We start from the raw sequence: 15853 nt of genomic DNA on the forward strand, positions 1-15853 counted from the left end.
GAATCGGACGATTCGGCAACACGGTTCGCCCTCGCCTTGTTCCGGGTCGGAGCCGTTCCGCGGTGCCGCGTCCTCCTCGTCGCGCTCGGGGCGCGGGGAGGGGTGTCAGCAGGGGCGTTCCTTGGGGGCGCGGGCGGCGGTCTGGGCCGGATCGCGCTGCACGACGTCGCCGAGGGCCTCGTCGACGCGGCGCATGATCTCGGGGTCGAGGCGCACGCCGACGGCCTTGACGTTCTCCTCGAGCTGTTCGGGGCGGGAGGCGCCGACGAGGGCGGCGGTGACGTTGTCGTTCTGCAGCACCCACGCGATGGCGAGGGACGGCATCGAGAGGCCCGCGTCCGCGGCGATCGGCACGAGCTTCTGCACCGCGGCGAGGATGTCGTCCTGCATGAAGTCGCCCATCGACCCGCCCACCTCGGAGTGTGCGGCGCGGGTGCCTTCGGCGGGCTGCTGCCCGGGCTTGTACTTGCCCGAGAGGACGCCCTGCGCCATCGGGCTCCACACGATCTGGGAGAGGCCGAGCTCCTCGCACGTGGGCACGACCTCGTCCTCGATGACGCGCCACAGCATCGAGTACTGCGGCTGGCTGCTGACGAGCCGGACGCCGAGATCCTTCGCCAGGGCGTGGCCGGCGCGGATCTGGTCGGCGGTCCACTCGCTCACGCCGATGTAGAGGGCCTTTCCGGCGCGGACGACGTCGGCGAACGCCTGCATCGTCTCCTCGAGCGGGGTCTCCGCGTCGTAGCGGTGGGCCTGGTAGAGGTCGACGTAGTCGGTCTGCAGGCGACGCAGGGAGCCGTCGATGGACTCCATGATGTGCTTGCGGGAGAGGCCGCAGTCGTTGTGTCCGGCGGGCCCGGTGGGCCAGTAGACCTTCGTGAAGATCTCGAGGGACTCGCGCCGTTCGCCCTTGAGGGCCTCGCCGAGGACGGTCTCGGCCTTCGTGTTCGCGTAGACGTCGGCCGTGTCGAACGTCGAGATGCCGAGGTCGAGCGCCTTGCGGACGCATCGCTGAGCCTGCTCGTTCTCGATCTGGCTGCCGTGGGTGAGCCAGTTGCCGTACGTGATCTCGCTGATCTTGAGGCCGCTGTCGCCGAGGTATCGGAATTCCATGATCGTCAGGCTAGGCGCGCGGGCGTCGTTCGCCGCCGGCCGGGGTGTCGGAGACCTCCGCGGTGGCGGTGATGCCCCTACGCTGCCGCCATGACGATCGACTCGGGGACGCACCACGGCGACGGCGGGACGAGAACTCCTGGGCTGCGTGGTGATCGGAGGCGCGTGTCGGCACCGCGTGTGCCGCCGGCCGCGGTCGTCGCTGCGACCGGTCTCGCTCTGCTGGTGGGCTGCGGCGGGATCCCGAAGGACGACGCGGCGCGGCCGGAAGGAACCGGGCGCGTGGTGACCCCCGCGCCCGCGACGCCGGCTCCGGCGTCCCCGGGGTCGGCGACGGCGACCGAGGACGCGTCCCCGCAGTCCGAGAACCCCGACACGATCAGCCTCGCGTTCGCCGGTGACGTGCACTTCGCCCGTCAGGTCGCGGCCCTGCTCGGGGATTCCGACGCCACGTGGACCTCCCGCCTGCCCGAGCTCGCCGCCGCGGACTTCGCGATGGTCAACCTCGAGACGGCGATCACCGAGCGTGGCCGCCCGGCGGCGAAGACGTACACGTTCCGCGCCCCTGCGAAGGCGCTCGACAAGCTCGCCGCGAGCGGTGTCGACGCGGTGACGATGGCGAACAACCACGCGGCCGACTACGGCCGCCAGGGGGTGGAGGACACCCTCGCCGCGATCGGGAAGAGCCCTATCCCCGTCGTCGGGTTCGGCGCCGACGAGAAGAAGGCCTACGAGCCCCTCACCGTCATGGTGAAGGGGGTCCGGGTGGGCGTCATCGGGTCGATGGAGGTGCCCGAGGAGACGTACGCGAACTGGTCGGCGGGCCCCGACTCCCCGGGTGTGGCGCAGAACGTCCGCCGCGACCGGTTCACGCAGGCGGCGAAGGAGGCGGTGGCCGGTCACGACCTCGTCGTCGCGTTCCTCCACTGGGGCACCGAGGGGTCGACGTGCCCGAACGAGCGACAGGTCGAGACCGCCCGCATCCTCCGCGACGCGGGTGTCGACGTCATCGTCGGCACGCACGCGCACCGGCCGCAGGGCGCGGGATGGAACGGGCGCGCCTTCGTCGGCTACGGCACGGGTAACTTCGTCTGGTACAACACGAGCCGCGAGTCGCGCTCCTCCGGTGTGCTCACCCTGACGGTCGATGCGAAGGCCGCCCGGGAGCGTGGCGACAAGGAGGGGGAGGAGCGGACGTCCGGTCCGTCGCTCGTCCGCGCGTATACGTGGACGCCGAAGCTCATCTCGACCGGTGGAGTGCCGGAGCGCCCGACGGCGTCCGCGGCGCGTCTCGATCGGCTCGCAGAGTCCGCGAGGACGTGTTCGGGGCTTGCCCAGGGGCCGGAATGACCTGCGGCAAGGCCTCTCGTCCACAGCCGTGGACGCGGTAGGTAGGCCGTCCACAACCCGGCGGCACGCGACGGTTCGCGGGGTCGGTGAGGAGGTGGACTGACACCTCCGATCCGAGGACGGGGGCAGTCATGGCGAGCAGAAGTACCGGCGGGGGTGGCGGGAGTGCCGCCTTCGCCGCCGACACCGATCACCTCCGCGCGACCGCGAGGACGCTCCACGAGGTGGCCGAGGCCGCCCGCGGCACCCGTCCGGGGCCGATCACCGGCGCCGGCGAGGGCGCACGCGCCGTCGAGGAGGCCGCGACCCGGTTCCGCGGCGCCTGGGAGCCCGCCCTCGTGGGCTGGTCGTCCTCTCTCACTGGGCTCGCCACATCCGTCGAGGGTGCGGCCGCCGCCCTCGAGGGGGCCGACGCGAGCGGCACCTCTCGGTGGGACGAGATCCGCGCGGCCCTCCCGTGGTGAGCGCGACCCGCGGCACCGGCGGGGGATGGCCAGGCACCCCGCCCACACCCGGCACCTCCTCGTTCGGGCCCCCACTCCTCCCGCCTTCGGACGCCGCGGGACCGACGGAGGCATTCCCGCGGCATCTCTTCACGATCGACTGCCGGCCGGAGGCGATGCGTGCCGCGGCCCGCGGCTATCGGGCCGTCGCAGCGGAGGCGGAGCGGTGGGATGCGCGGATCGAGGGCGCCGGCACCGCGAGCTGGGCGGGCGCGGAGGGTGACGCCTACCGCCGTGCCCGCACCGCGTACCGGCCGATGCTCGCCGCCGCACGCGAGTCGTTCGCGGGACTCGACCGGGAGGTCGACCGGTGCGCCACCGCTGTCGAGTACGCGATCCGTCGCATGGACGTCGTGCGCTCAGCGGCGGAGACGACGTGGGCCCGTCTCCAGGAGGCCCGGGCCGAGGCCCGCGCGCGCCCGGCGTTCCCCTCGCTCGTCCCCGGCCTGGCCCCGATGTCCTCGGAGGCGTTCGACCGGCGGGTGCAGTCGACGCGCCGCACGATGGACCTCCTCGTCGAGGAGGCCGCCGGCGTGCGTCGCGCCGTCGCGGAGGCCGCCGCCCAGACGGTTGCCGACATCGCCCGCCTCGCCCCTCCCGGGCCCGTCCCGCTGCCGGGCCGCGACCCCTTCGGACCGTCCGTCGTGAGCAGGGAGACCTACGAGGCGTCGGGGACCGCGACCTACCAGGTCCTCGTCGGGGACAGGACCCTCCGGGTCGAGCAGACTCTCCTCTCCGACGGTCGGTGGCGCACGACCGTCACGACCGTGGGCACCCTCGGCGTCGAGGTCGCACCGAGGCTCGCGAAGTTCGAGGTCGGGGGCAAGGACATCGCGGGAGGGATGCCGGACGCGTCGATCGGGGCGACGACGTCGGGGGCGGTGGACCTCGTCTGGTACTCCTCCTCGCGCGGGGAGGCCGACGTGAAGGCCGCCCGTGCCCTCGCCCTCCTCGGCACGGCGGCGATCACGAATATCCCCCTCCCACCCGGGTTGCTGCGGGTCGAGGCGGTCGGCATGTCGGCCGAGGTCGAGGCGACGGGGTCGGTCGGCTACGACCCGTCCTCGGCGAACCCGATCCACACCGGGGAGGAGGCGGGTGGGGTCGGGGCGAGCGCGGCCGCCGGGGCACGGGTCCGGCACGAACAGGCCCGGGACGGCAGCCGCGAGGACACCCTCGCCCTCTTCGCCCGAGGGCAGGCGGAACATCCCTGGTTCGACGAGGAAGGCCCGACGCAGAAGACCTACGGCGGTTCCGGGGAGGTCACCGCGACGATGCGCACCGGTCCCGAGGGGCAGAGCATCCTCCTCCTCTCGTCGTCCAGGCAGAAGGCCGGCGAGGACAACCGGTACCAGAAGCGGTGGGCCCGCGTCCTCACCCCCGAGGAGGCACGCCGGTTCCGCAACGGCGTCGACGAGATCGCCCGCACCAAGGGGATCGGCAGGAAGGGGTCGGCCGCCCAACGCACGGTCGCGCTCATCGCGGAGACGAGAAACCTCACCGCCGACTCCCCGCAGGTACGTGACGGCACGGTGCGGATGACGGAGGCGACGTACGAGACGGAGACCGTCGCCGAGCCAACGATCTCGGGTGAGCTCGGTCGTGTCGGTCTCGGCGCCGAGGCCAAGGTCGAGCGGGAGAAGCTCGTCGAGGAACGGACCGTCGGATGACCCGCGGATGCCGGGTCGGGACCGGCGTCGAACGTCACCGCGCGGAGGAGACCGTCGTCGCCCCGCCCGTGGCGCCCCGTCTGACAGGATGTCGCGCATGGCGCACGAGGACGAGTTCGGGCAGCCCGTGGGCCCCCCGGTGTCGTGGACGCCACCGGCACCCCTGGCGCCGCTCACGGCGACGGGTCGGGAGGTCGCCGTGGCGCCCCTACGGCCCGAGCACGCCCCCGGCCTGTGGGAGGCCCTCGGCCCCGACCGCGCGCAGTGGACCTACCTCGGCCCCGAGCCCCCGTCGGGCGTCGACGACATGCGACGCATCGTCGAGGGCTACCTCGTCGCCGACGGCTGGATCCCCCACGTCCTCACCGACCCCTCCGGCACCGTCCTCGGCACGGCGAGCTACCTGCGCGTCCAGCCCGCACTCGGGTCGGCCGAGATCGGCGGCATCAGCTACGGCACCCGCCTCCGTCGCAGCGTCGCGGCCACCGAGGCGATGACGATGTTCGCGCGACACGCGTTCGCCTACGGGTATCGGCGCTACGAGTGGAAGTGCGACGCCCTCAACGCGCCGTCGCGGGCCGCCGCCCTCCGCCTCGGCTTCCGCTACGAGGGCACGTGGCGCAACGCCCTCGTCCACAAGGGCCGCAACCGCGACACCGCCTGGTACGCCATGACCGACGACGACTGGCGCAGGCTCGAACCCGTCCACGTCGCCTGGCTCGAGGGCGCCGTCGACGGACGCCAGGTGTTCCGCCTGTCCGAGGCCACCGCCGCACTCTGGAACGAGGAGTCCCCGTGACCGACGAGACCCCGGCCACCACCGGCCCCGTCCCGACGCTCTCCGACGGCACGACGTCCCCCGACGCCCCGACGATCTCCGAGGCCGCACCGCTCGCGGGCGTCCGCGTCGTCTCGGTCGCCCTCAACGTGCCCGGACCCGTCGCCGTGCGGCGCCTCCAGGACCTCGGCGCGCAGGTGACGACGGTTCTGCCGCCGGCCGGTGACCCCCTCGAGCAGTACTCCCGCACGTGGTTCGCCGAGCTCCACCGTGGACAGGAGGTCTGCACCCTCGACCTCAAGGCGGAGGACCCCCGCCGACGCCTCGACGAACTCCTCGACGAGGCCGACGTCCTCGTCACGTCGTCCCGGCCGTCCGCGCTCCGCCGCCTCGGGCTCGACTTCGACACCCTCCGGCAGCGGTACCCGCGCCTCGTCCAGATCGACATCGTCGGTCACCCGGGCACGGCTGCGGACGTCGCCGGTCACGACCTCACGTACGAAGCGGTCGAGGGATTGCTGCGGCCGCCGTCGCTGCCGGTGACGCTCGCCGCCGACCTCTCCGGCGCCGAACGGGTCGTCTCCGAGGCGCTCGTCGCCCTCCGCCTGCGTGACGCCTCGGGTCGAGGCTGCCGTCGTGAGATCGCCCTGTCCGACACCGCACACGACTTCGCCGCTCCCGCCCGCCACGGCCTCACCGTCCCCGACGCCTTCCTCGGCGGCGGCAACCCCGCCTACGCCGTGTACCCGGCGGCGACGGGATGGGTCGCGGTCGCCGCCCTCGAACCGCACTTCCTCACGCGCACCCTCGACGTGCTCGGCATCGAGAACGACGCCGCGGCGTACGCCGAGGTGTTCTCCACCCGCCCGGCGGAGCAGTGGGAGGAGTGGGCACGCGAGCACGACGTGCCGCTCGTCGCACTCCGGAATGCGGGCACGCAGACCGGCCACTAGGGCAGCATTCGTCCGTGCCCCTTCGTCAACACCTCGCCGACACCCGCCCCCTGCAGAACCCGTACTTCCGACGGTTGTGGACGGCGAACATCGTCACCGTCGTCGGGGCGCAGCTCACGATCGTCGCGGTGCCCTCGCAGATCTATACGATCACGGGGTCGTCGGCGTACGTCGGCCTCACCGGCGTCTTCGGTCTCGTGCCGCTCGTCGTCTTCGGTCTCTACGGCGGGGCGCTCGCCGACGCCCTCGACCGGCGGCGGCTGCTCGTCGTCACCACGTGGGGGCTCATCCTCACGACGGCGGCCTTCTTCGTCCAGGCCTCCCTCGGCAACCGGAACGTGTGGCTCCTCCTCGCGCTGTTCTCCGTGCAACAGGCGTTCTTCGCCGTCAACCAGCCGACGCGCAGCGCCGTGCTGCCCAAGATCCTCGACGTCGAGCTGCTCCCCGCCGCCAACTCCCTCTCGATGACCCTCTTCGGGGCGGGCGCCGTCGTCGGGCCGTTGCTCGGCGGCGTGCTCATCCCGATCATCGGCCTGTCGTGGCTCTACCTCGTCGACTCCCTCACGTTGTTCGCGACGTTGTGGGCCGTGACGTCGCTGCCGCCCCTACCCGTCGAGGGCACGACGGGGCGGCCCGGCCTGCGGTCCGTCGTCGACGGGTTCTCCTACCTCGGTGGGCATCCCGTCCTGCGGATGTCGTTCGTCGTCGACCTCGTCGCGATGTTCTTCGGCATGCCGCGGGCGCTGTTCCCCGAGGTCGCGCACGTCTCGTTCGGGGGCCCGCCCGGCGGTGGCCTCGCGTACGCCGTGCTCTTCGCCGCGATGCCGGTCGGCGTCGTCCTCGGCGGTGTCCTCTCCGGCTGGGTCTCCCGCGTCCGGCGGCAGGGGCTCGCCGTCGTCGTCGCCATCGTCGTGTGGGGCGCCGGGGTCACCGTCCTCGGCGTCGCGGTGCTCCTCGCCGACGGCCCGTCCGCGCCGCTCCTCACCCTCGCGGCGGTCGGCCTCGCGATCGGGGGTGCCGCCGACATGGCCTCCTCGGCGTTCCGGCAGAGCATGCTCCAGGCCTCCGCCTCGGACGCCGTCCGTGGCCGCCTCCAGGGCCTGTTCATCGTCGTCGTCGCAGGCGGGCCGCGCCTCGCCGACGTCGCCCACGGCGCCGCCGCACCCTCCCTCGGCGCGGGATGGACGATCACCCTCGGCGGAGTGCTCACGATGGTCGGCGTCGTCCTCGCCGCCGCCCTCGCCCCCGCGTTCGTCCGGTACCGCGCCTGACCTGCGGCCCGACCTGTGTCTGCCGTCCCGCCCCGCGCCCACCCACTGGCGCACGCACCCCCGCCGTCGGATCCTCCGGGAACGACGACACCGGGCACCCCAGCGGAGGGGCACCCGGTGTCGGTGGAGCAGAGGACCCAGGAAGGATCGGCAGAGGGTCAGCGCTCCTCGCGGAGCACCCAGTGCTGGTCGGTCGGGCCGACGTAGACCTGGCGGGGACGGTAGATCCGACCCTTGGGGTCGTCGTTGATCTCCTTCCAGTTCGCGATCCAACCCGGCATGCGGCCGATGGCGAACATGACCGTGAACATGTTGAGCGGGATGCCCATGGCGCGGAGGATCATGCCCGAGTAGAAGTCGACATTCGGGTAGAGCTTGCGCTCGACGAAGTAGTCGTCCGAGAGGGCGACGTCGGCGAGCTCCTGCGCGATGTCGAGCAGCGGGTCCGTCATCTCCAGCTCGTCGAACATCTCGTCGGCGGCCTTGCGGAGGATCTTGGAGCGCGGGTCGAAGTTGCGGTAGACGCGGTGACCGAAGCCCATGAGCTTGATCCCGTCTTCCTTGTTCTTGACCTTGCGCACGTACTCCTTGACGTCCATGTCGGAGTCGCGGATCTGCTCGAGCATCTCGATGACGGCCTGGTTGGCGCCACCGTGGCGGGGGCCCCAGAGGGCGTTCACGCCGGCGGAGCAGGACGCGAAGATGTTCGCCTGGCTCGAGGCGACCATGCGCACCGTGGAGGTGGAGCAGTTCTGCTCGTGGTCGGCGTGGAGCAGGAGGAACAGGTTGAGCGCGCGGGAGACGGCCGGGGTGGGCTCGTATGCCTTGTACGGCTTCGTGAACATCATGTGGAGGAAGTTCTCGGCGTACCGCAGGTCGTAGCGCGGGTAGACGATCGGCTCACCGATGGAGGCCTTGTACGAGGCGGCGGCGATGGTGCGCACCTTGCTCATGAGCTTGGCGGCGGCCTCCTCGAACTCCTGCTCGCTGTTGATGATCATGTCCTCGGGCTCGTAGCCGCTGATGAGGTTGACCATGGCGGAGGTGATCGCCATCGGGTGCGTGGAGGGCGGGAAGGCCTCGAAGTGCTTCTTCATGCCCTCGTCGATCATGGCGTTCTCCATGAGGAGACCGGCGAAGCGGTCGCGCTCCTCCACGGTGGGGAGCTTGCCGAAGATGACGAGGTAGGCCGACTCGATGAAGGTGCTCTTCTCGGCGAGCTCCTCGATGGGGATGCCGCGGTAGCGCAGGACGCCTGCGTCGCCGTCGATGTAGGTGATCTTGGACTTGCAGGATCCGGTGTTGCCGTATCCGTCGTCGAGGGTGATGTAGCCGGTGTCGGCCCGGAGCTTGCTGATGTCGATGGCCAGCTCGTGCTCGGTGCCCTCGACCACAGGGTATTCGTACGACTTCCCATCGAGTTCGATGCGGGCCGTGCGGCTCATGTTGCCTCCTGATGTCGTCGTGTCGCGATCACTCTAAGTCCGCCGGGGGACATTGGTCCCATTGGGGATGCTGCTGAGGCGCCCGTGGGTGTGGGCGCGGCTGGGGAGCGACGGGGCTGGGGATTGTCAGCAGCTGGTGAGGGCTGTGGTGGCGTCCTCGACCGCGTCGGTGTCCACGTGCGCACCACTGCCGGGGCCTGTGGGGGGAACGAGGTGGGAGTCGACGAGTTCGAACGACTGGGTGAGGTCGTGGGCGAAGTATCTGCTGGTCGCGGAGATGTCGCCGGGGAGGGTGAAGTTGGGGAGTCCGGCGAGGGCGAGGTTCATCGCGCGGCCGATGCCGGTCTCGAGCATGCCGCCGCAGAAACAGGGGATGCCGTGGGCGGCGGCGAGGTCGTGGACGGACCGGGCGGTGAGGTAGCCGCCGACGCGGGCGGGTTTGACGTTGATCGCGTCGGTGGCGCCGAGGGCGATCGCGGTGGCGGCCGTGCCGAGGGAGGTGATCGACTCGTCGAGGCAGACGGGGGTGCGCAGGTCGGCGGCGAGGCGGGCGTGGGCGAGGAGGTCGTCGGCGGGGAAGGGCTGTTCGAGGAGGAGGAGTCCGTTCTCCTCGAGGGTGAGCAGGTGGGGGATGTCGCTCGTGCGGTAGGCCTGGTTGGCGTCGACCTGGAGGGGCAGGTCGTCGCCGAAGGCCTCGCGGACGGCGCGGACGGGCTCGGCATCCCAGCCGGGGCGGATCTTGAGCTTGATGCGGCGGTACCCGTCGTCGAGGTAGCCGCCGACCTGCGCGAGGAGGTCGTCGAGGGAGTCGGGGATGCCGACGGAGACGCCGACGGCGATGCGGTCGCGGTGTCCACCGAGGTACGTGGAGAGCGGCATGCCGGCGGTGCGGAGCTCGGCGTCGAGGACGGCGGACTCGAGTGCGGCCTTGGCGAGGGGCATGCCGGGGACGTCGGCGAACGCGGTGCGCAGGCGCGGCAGGAGGGGGCCGGGGGCGGCGGCGACGTCGCGGGCGAGCGGCACGAGGACGTCGGTGAGGGCCGTGGTGACGGTGTCGACGTACTCGGGGTAGTAGATCGGTTCGGGGTCGGCGCCGCACTCGCCCCACCCGTCCACGGGCCCGTCGGGGCCCTCGGTGCGCCAGCGGACGAGGAGGGTGTCCTTCACCGTCTCCTCGCCGCGGGAGGTGCGGAAGGGTCGCACGAGCGGGAGGGTGACCCGGCGGAGTTCGACGTCGATCGGTCGGGCGGTCATCGGGCGTCTCCTGTCGCGTCGGAGGTGGGGCGGGGGGTGGGATCGGGGGTGAGGACGTATGCGCCGGTCGTCGTGAACCCCGTGACGCGGCGGCCGGTGTCGATCGCGTCGAGGAACATCTCCCGGAACGTCTCGCGCCAGGCGAGGGCGGCGGCGGGGTCGGCGGGACGGAGCGTCTCGACGTCGGCGGGGGTGCCGAGGAGCCACGGCCCGGAGGCGGGTCGCTCGTGGAGGCGGGGCCGCCGGTCGTCGCCCTCGTCGAGGACGGTCGCCGCGCCCGCGTCGAGGACGGCGCCGGGGTCGAGGGCGACGCGCGAGGTCGCCGCGCGCACGTCCCAGCGGGCGAGGAGACGGTCGGTGGGGTCGCCTCCGTTGATCGCGTCGGGGATCGGCGGGTAGTGCTCGACGTGGTAGCTCACGACGTCGGCGCCGAGCCGGACGAGGTTGAAGTGGGCGTTGCGGCGGACGAGCGGGTCGAACGTCCACTCGATGCCCGTGACGCCCCGGTCCGCGGCCCACCGGCGCTGCGCCTCCTTGAGCGCGCGACCGACGCCGAGCCCCTTGGCGGTCGGCAGCACCCCGGTGACGAGGGAGGCGAGGGTGTCCGAGTGCGGCGCGGCGGCGATCCCCACGGCGACGCCGACGAGCGTCCCGTCGACGTACGCCCCGAGGAGGGAACCACCCCACGCGGAGATCGCGGCGACGACGTCCCCGGGGATCGGCGCGGACTCGTACGGCGTGCCCCACACGGCCGCGAGGAGACTCGTGGCCGCCTCGGCGTCGTCGGGACCGTCCAGCTCTTTCACGTCGACGTGCATGGGCCCAGCATGCCCGGCCCGGCTCGGTCGCGGTGCCCCCCGCTCTCGACGTCCGATTCGAGCGGCCCGTCACCGACCCCGTCGCGCGGGTCGGAACGGCGGGGGAGGTGGAGGTGGGGGTCGACCGTTCGATGGAGGCGCGACCGATCCGTCGGGCGATGTACGGGGCAGCGCGGACGACGACGCTGGAGACATGTTGTCCTCAGCCATCGTCCTCATCAGCCTCGCTCTCGTCTTCTACACGATGGGTGTGTGGGCCGAGCGGCGTCACGGCACCCTCACGTGGCTCCACGTCGTGTTCTTCGCCCTCGGCCTCACCTTCGACGTGTCGGGCACGTGGGTGATGGGTCGCATCGCCGCGACGCAGGGTCTCCAGACCGCCGGCACGGCGGGCGTCCTCAACCAGATCATGGCCGTGACGGGCGCCCTCGCCCTCGCCGTCATGGCGATCCACCTCCTGTGGGCGGTCGTCGTCGTCGTCCGCGACCGCGCGAACGAGCGCGCCGCGTTCCACAAGTTCTCCGTCGCCGTGTGGGCCTTCTGGCTCATCCCCTACTTCACCGGGATGATCGGCTCGATGGCCGGCTGACGACACGTCACCACCGTCGAGCGCACCCCGCCCACGCCCCCGTGCGTCGGCGGGGTGTCGTCGTGCCCTCGTCGTGCCGCCGTCGCTTCGTGACTCCCGTCGGCGTTGCGCGGGCCGCTGCGGCCGGGGAGGATCGAGACGTGCGCAACGAACGAGGGGTCACGACGTCACCGATCACGACCGGCGCGAGCGCGCGGGTGTTCACCCGTGCCGCGGCCGCCGCGGGGCTGGGTGCCGCGCTGGTGTTCGGCGGAGGAACGGCCTGGGCCGAGCCGCCGTCGGCGCTGCGCGCGCCCGTCACCGACACCGCCGGTGCACTCCACGGCGACAGCGACGAGGCGCAGAGGGCCATCGAGAAGCTGCAGAACGAGGACGACCTCGACCTCCACGTCGTGTTCGTGCGCTCCTTCGACGGGGTCTCGCCGCGCGAGTGGGCCCAGCAGACGTTCACCAAGAGCGGGTTCGGCGGCAACGACGTGCTCTACGCCATCGCCACCCAGGACCGTCTCTACAGCCCGTGGACGACGGCGAACTCCGGCCTCACGAACGAGGACCTCCAACGGGTCAACCGGGAGGACGTCGAGCCCGCGCTCCGCAAGGCCGCGAACGGCCAGGGGTCGTGGGGCGACGCCGTCGTGGCCGCCGCCGACGGGCTCGGCTCCGTCAAGGGGGACGGCCGTGGCACGACGACCCGCAGCGACGACGGCGGGGGTGGCGGAAGCCTCGTGGCCCTCGGCGGCGGTGCGCTCGCGGTGGCCGCGGGTGGTGCGGCGATGCTCGCCTCCCGCCGTCGTCGCAGGCACACCGAGGGCGCCGGGAGCGGAGTCCCGCAGGACGACCACGGCATCGGGCCCGTCATCGACACGAGCGGCGTCGGCGGATCCGGCCCCGCCGTCACGAACCCCGCGGACCTCTCGCAACGCTCGGCGGCGGCCCTCGTCGCCCTCGATGACGAGATCCGCTCCTCCGGCGAGGAACTCGCGTTCGCCGAGGCGCAGTTCGGCACGCAGGCCACGGTGAAGTTCCGCGAGGCGCTCGAACGCGCCAAGGCCGGGTCGGTCGAGGCGTTCCGCATCCAGCACCAGATCGACGACGGCGAGATCGGCGACGCGCAGCGTCCCGCCGCGTGGCAGCGGATCATCACCCTCGCCACCGACGCCGACCGCACCCTCGAGGAGTACGCCGCCGAGTTCCGGCAGATGCGCGACCTCCAGTCGAAGGTGCCGCAGATGCTCGGCGACCTCGAGACCCGCATCGGTGAGGTCACGAGCCGAATCCCGGCCGCGACGCAGCAGCTCCAGGCCCTTCGCGCGACGTACCCCGACCAGGCCCTCCGCACGGTGCGGTCCAACGTCGACCAGGCGGGCGCGCTCGTCAAGGCCGCCAAGGGACTCATCACCTCGGGCCGTGAGCACCTCGGGCAGAACGACCGGCCCGCGGCCGTCGTCTCCGCCCGCGGCGCGGAGGACGCGCTCGGCCAGGCCACCGCGCTCCTCGACGCCGTCGACCGGGCCCACCTCGAACTCCCGCGTGCCACGGAGGAACTCGACCGTCGGCTCGCCTCGATCAGCTCCGACGTCGCCGACGCGCAGCGGCTCGGCGCCGACGACCAGTTCACGCGGGACGCGCTCGCCGCGGCCTCGACGGCCATCGAGCAGGGACGCGCGGCCCGGGCGGGCGGCGATCCTCTCGGCGCCCTCGCCGCGCTCGACACCGCGGAGAACGACCTCGACAACGCCCTCCAGCGCTACCGCGACGCCGAGGAGGCGGGCAAGCGCACCCGCGTCGGCCTCGACGAACGGTTCGACCGTGCCCGCGCGCGACTCATGTCGATCGACGAGACGATCCGCGTCAACCGCGGCGCCGTCGGCACCGAGGCCCGCACCCGCATCTCCGAGGCCCTCCGCGTCTACAACGAGGCCACCGGACTCGCCGGGAGCGACCCCGAGCGGGCGCTCGCGCTCCTCGCCCAGGCCCAACAGCTCGGTGAGGACGCGCTGCGCCTTGCCGAGGAGGACCAGAGCGGCTGGGGTGGTGGGTACGGCGGGTACGGCGGCCGCGGCGGCTACGGCTGGGGCGGACGCGCCGGTGGTGTCGATCTCGGTTCCCTCGTCCTCGGCGGCATCCTCGCCGGCGGTCTCGGCGGTCACCACCACGACAACGGGTGGGGCGGCGGCGGCGGTTGGGGCGGCGGAGGCAGCTTCGACGGCGGCTTCGGCGGCGGGGGCGGTTTCGGCGGAGGCGGCGACTTCGGTGGCGGCGGAGGCTTCGGCGACGGCGGAAGCTTCTGACCCCGCCCGAGACCGCGACCCGCACCGCGTCACCGCTCCGGCCGTGTCCCTCGCGAACCGTTCAAGGCGCTCGGACGTCCTCATCACGGGCCGCGGGCGTCCGACCAGGAGACCGGCCCGTCCACCCACCGATCAGCACGACCGACACGACGATCCTCCGACGATCGTCACGACGAAGGGACACCCCCGTGGCTCAGAAGCAGACCATCCTCGGCCGAGTCGCCCAGCTCGCCAAGGCGAACATCAACGCGCTCCTCGACCGCGCCGAGGACCCGGAGAAGATGCTCGACCAGCTCGTGCGCGACTACACGAACTCCATCGCCGAGGCCGAGGAGGCCGTGGCGCAGACCATCGCGCAGGTCCGCATGATCGAGGCCGACCACACCGAGGACGTCGACGCCGCCGCCGAGTGGGGCCGCAAAGCCGCCGCTGCCTCCCAGAAGGCCGACCAGCTCCGCGGCTCCGGTGACACCGCGGGTGCCGAGAAGTTCGACGGCCTCGCGAAGATCGCCATCGGCCGCCAGATCCAGCACGAGAAGGAAGCTCGCGACGCCGAGCCCGTCATCGCGCAGCAGAACGTGACGGTCGACCAGCTCAAGGCCGGCCTCACGCAGATGAAGACGAAACTCGAGGACCTCAAGAGCCGCCGCGCCTCTCTTGTCGCCCGTTCCCGCACGGTCGCCGCGCAGGACAAGGTGCAGCAGGCGATGGGCGCGATCAACGTCCTCGACCCCACGAGCGAGCTCTCCCGCTTCGAGGACCGCATCAAGCAGCAGGAGGCCCTCGTCGCCGGTCGCCAGGAGGCCGCGGCCACGTCGGTCGAGGACCAGTTCGCGGAGCTCGAGGACTACGGTCAGGACGCCGAGATCGAGGCGCGCCTCGCCTCCCTCAAGGTCCAGGACCGCCCGGCCCTCGGCAACTGACACCGCCGCTCGGCGGCGCCGTCGCCTCGTGGGACACCCCCGGGGAGGTGGCGTCGCCGTGCGCGTCCGCGGCGTCCCGCCACTGCGTGAAACGGCTTCCCGGATTGGTGGTGGTGTCACGTATTCTGGCGCCCGGTGCCCGGTGCCCGATTCGGCCCAAGACGAGGCCGGGCGGTCGCCCGGCACGGGGAGGAGATACCTGATGACCGAGGCGAACCGCCTGGCGGTGGAGTTCGCGGAACTGGCGCAACGTCTGCAGGGATCCGACACCGACATGACCCTGGCAGAGGCCCTCCGTGCGGCGATCGCCGCCGTGGACGCCGACCTCGGGGGTATCATGCTCGTCCGCAACGGACGTGCCGAGTCCGCGGCGGTGAGCGACGAGATCGTCGTCCGCGCCGACGAGTTGCAGCTCGAAGCCGGTGACGGCCCCTGCCTGGAGGCCATCGCCGAACGGGAGCGGTTCATCATCGAGGACACCGCCGAGGACGACCGGTGGCCGAACTGGTGCGCCGGCGTCAAGGAGCTCGGGATCCGCAGCGTCCTCTCGGTGCGGTTGCAGACCGCGGCCGGGACGCTCGGGGCCCTCAACCTCTACGCGCGCGGCACCTCCCACTTCTCCGAGAACGATGCCGTCGTCGGCACGATCCTCGCCGCCCACGCATCGGTGGCCCTCGCCGCCGACAAGGAGCGGGTGGAGCTGCGGAGTGCGATCGACAGCCGCCACATGATCGGCATGGCGCAGGGGATGCTCATGGAGCGCTTCAAACTCGACCGCGAGCAGGCGTTCTCGGTGCTGCGGCGTTACTCGCAGGACCGCAACGTCAAGCTCCGCGAGGTCGCGGCCCAGCTCGTGGAGTCCCGCGCGCTGCCGCAGTGAGAGCTCACGCCGCCC

Annotated in this window: 14 protein-coding genes; 10 read left to right on the forward strand and 4 right to left on the reverse strand. The window is 72.3% G+C overall.

The window, feature by feature from the left end; translation table 11 throughout:
• Positions 1-105 precede the first annotated feature (105 nt).
• On the reverse strand, positions 106-1113 hold the full coding sequence (locus tag MOPEL_RS00265; RefSeq protein ID WP_009760497.1) for an aldo/keto reductase family protein: 1008 nt from the start codon (positions 1111-1113) through the stop codon (positions 106-108).
• A 285-nt stretch (positions 1114-1398) separates the two neighbouring features.
• On the opposite strand from MOPEL_RS00265, the gene MOPEL_RS00270 reads away from it, so the two are divergent.
• From MOPEL_RS00270 to MOPEL_RS00295, 6 genes are all read left to right on the forward strand, one after another.
• The gene (locus MOPEL_RS00270) at positions 1399-2463 is read left to right on the forward strand and encodes a CapA family protein (protein ID WP_009760498.1); all 1065 of its coding nucleotides are present in this window, start codon (positions 1399-1401) and stop codon (positions 2461-2463) included.
• A gap of 131 nt (positions 2464-2594) precedes the next feature.
• Positions 2595-2927, forward strand: coding sequence for a hypothetical protein (locus MOPEL_RS00275; protein ID WP_009760499.1), 333 nt, complete (start codon positions 2595-2597; stop codon positions 2925-2927).
• 155 nt (positions 2928-3082) lie between these two features.
• Positions 3083-4636 (forward strand): hypothetical protein, encoded by a 1554-nt coding sequence (locus MOPEL_RS00280; RefSeq protein WP_141631089.1) that lies wholly within the window; start codon positions 3083-3085, stop codon positions 4634-4636.
• 97 nt (positions 4637-4733) lie between these two features.
• Entirely contained in the window at positions 4734-5435 is a 702-nt protein-coding gene (locus MOPEL_RS00285) for a GNAT family N-acetyltransferase (RefSeq protein WP_009760501.1), read from the forward strand.
• Entirely contained in the window at positions 5432-6367 is a 936-nt protein-coding gene (locus tag MOPEL_RS00290) for a CoA transferase (protein ID WP_009760502.1), read from the forward strand. Before MOPEL_RS00285 ends, MOPEL_RS00290 begins: the two co-directional genes overlap by 4 nt.
• Positions 6368-6381: 14 nt before the next feature.
• Positions 6382-7638 carry an MFS transporter gene (locus tag MOPEL_RS00295; RefSeq protein WP_009760503.1) on the forward strand — a complete coding sequence of 419 codons (1257 nt, stop codon included), beginning with the start codon at positions 6382-6384 and terminating at the stop codon, positions 7636-7638.
• A 158-nt stretch (positions 7639-7796) separates the two neighbouring features.
• On the opposite strand, the gene MOPEL_RS00300 is transcribed toward MOPEL_RS00295, so the two are convergent.
• The 3 genes from MOPEL_RS00300 to MOPEL_RS00310 form a co-directional block, all read right to left on the reverse strand.
• Complete coding sequence (locus MOPEL_RS00300) at positions 7797-9083, reverse strand: citrate synthase (RefSeq protein ID WP_009760504.1); 1287 nt, start codon at positions 9081-9083, stop codon at positions 7797-7799.
• A 126-nt stretch (positions 9084-9209) separates the two neighbouring features.
• Positions 9210-10337, reverse strand: coding sequence for an o-succinylbenzoate synthase (menC, locus tag MOPEL_RS00305; protein ID WP_009760505.1), 1128 nt, complete (start codon positions 10335-10337; stop codon positions 9210-9212).
• Positions 10334-11212 carry a GNAT family N-acetyltransferase gene (locus MOPEL_RS00310; RefSeq protein ID WP_281023883.1) on the reverse strand — a complete coding sequence of 293 codons (879 nt, stop codon included), beginning with the start codon at positions 11210-11212 and terminating at the stop codon, positions 10334-10336. The genes menC and MOPEL_RS00310 overlap by 4 nt, the downstream gene beginning before the upstream one ends.
• A gap of 136 nt (positions 11213-11348) precedes the next feature.
• Here MOPEL_RS00310 and MOPEL_RS00315 point away from each other — a divergent pair, with 136 nt between their 5' ends.
• The 4 genes from MOPEL_RS00315 (at position 11349) to MOPEL_RS00330 (ending at position 15838) form a co-directional block, all read left to right on the forward strand.
• Positions 11349-11744 carry an HsmA family protein gene (locus MOPEL_RS00315; protein WP_040632133.1) on the forward strand — a complete coding sequence of 132 codons (396 nt, stop codon included), beginning with the start codon at positions 11349-11351 and terminating at the stop codon, positions 11742-11744.
• Between the two features lie 140 nt (positions 11745-11884).
• Positions 11885-14035: a TPM domain-containing protein gene (locus MOPEL_RS18665; protein ID WP_009760508.1), complete on the forward strand. Its 2151-nt coding sequence runs from the start codon at positions 11885-11887 to the stop codon at positions 14033-14035.
• A gap of 188 nt (positions 14036-14223) precedes the next feature.
• Complete coding sequence (locus MOPEL_RS00325) at positions 14224-14958, forward strand: PspA/IM30 family protein (RefSeq protein WP_009760509.1); 735 nt, start codon at positions 14224-14226, stop codon at positions 14956-14958.
• A 202-nt stretch (positions 14959-15160) separates the two neighbouring features.
• Positions 15161-15838, forward strand: coding sequence for a GAF and ANTAR domain-containing protein (locus tag MOPEL_RS00330; RefSeq protein ID WP_009760510.1), 678 nt, complete (start codon positions 15161-15163; stop codon positions 15836-15838).
• Positions 15839-15853: the final 15 nt, after the last annotated feature.

It is taken from the genome of Mobilicoccus pelagius NBRC 104925 (genome assembly GCF_000247995.1).
Classification (GTDB): domain Bacteria; phylum Actinomycetota; class Actinomycetes; order Actinomycetales; family Dermatophilaceae; genus Mobilicoccus; species Mobilicoccus pelagius.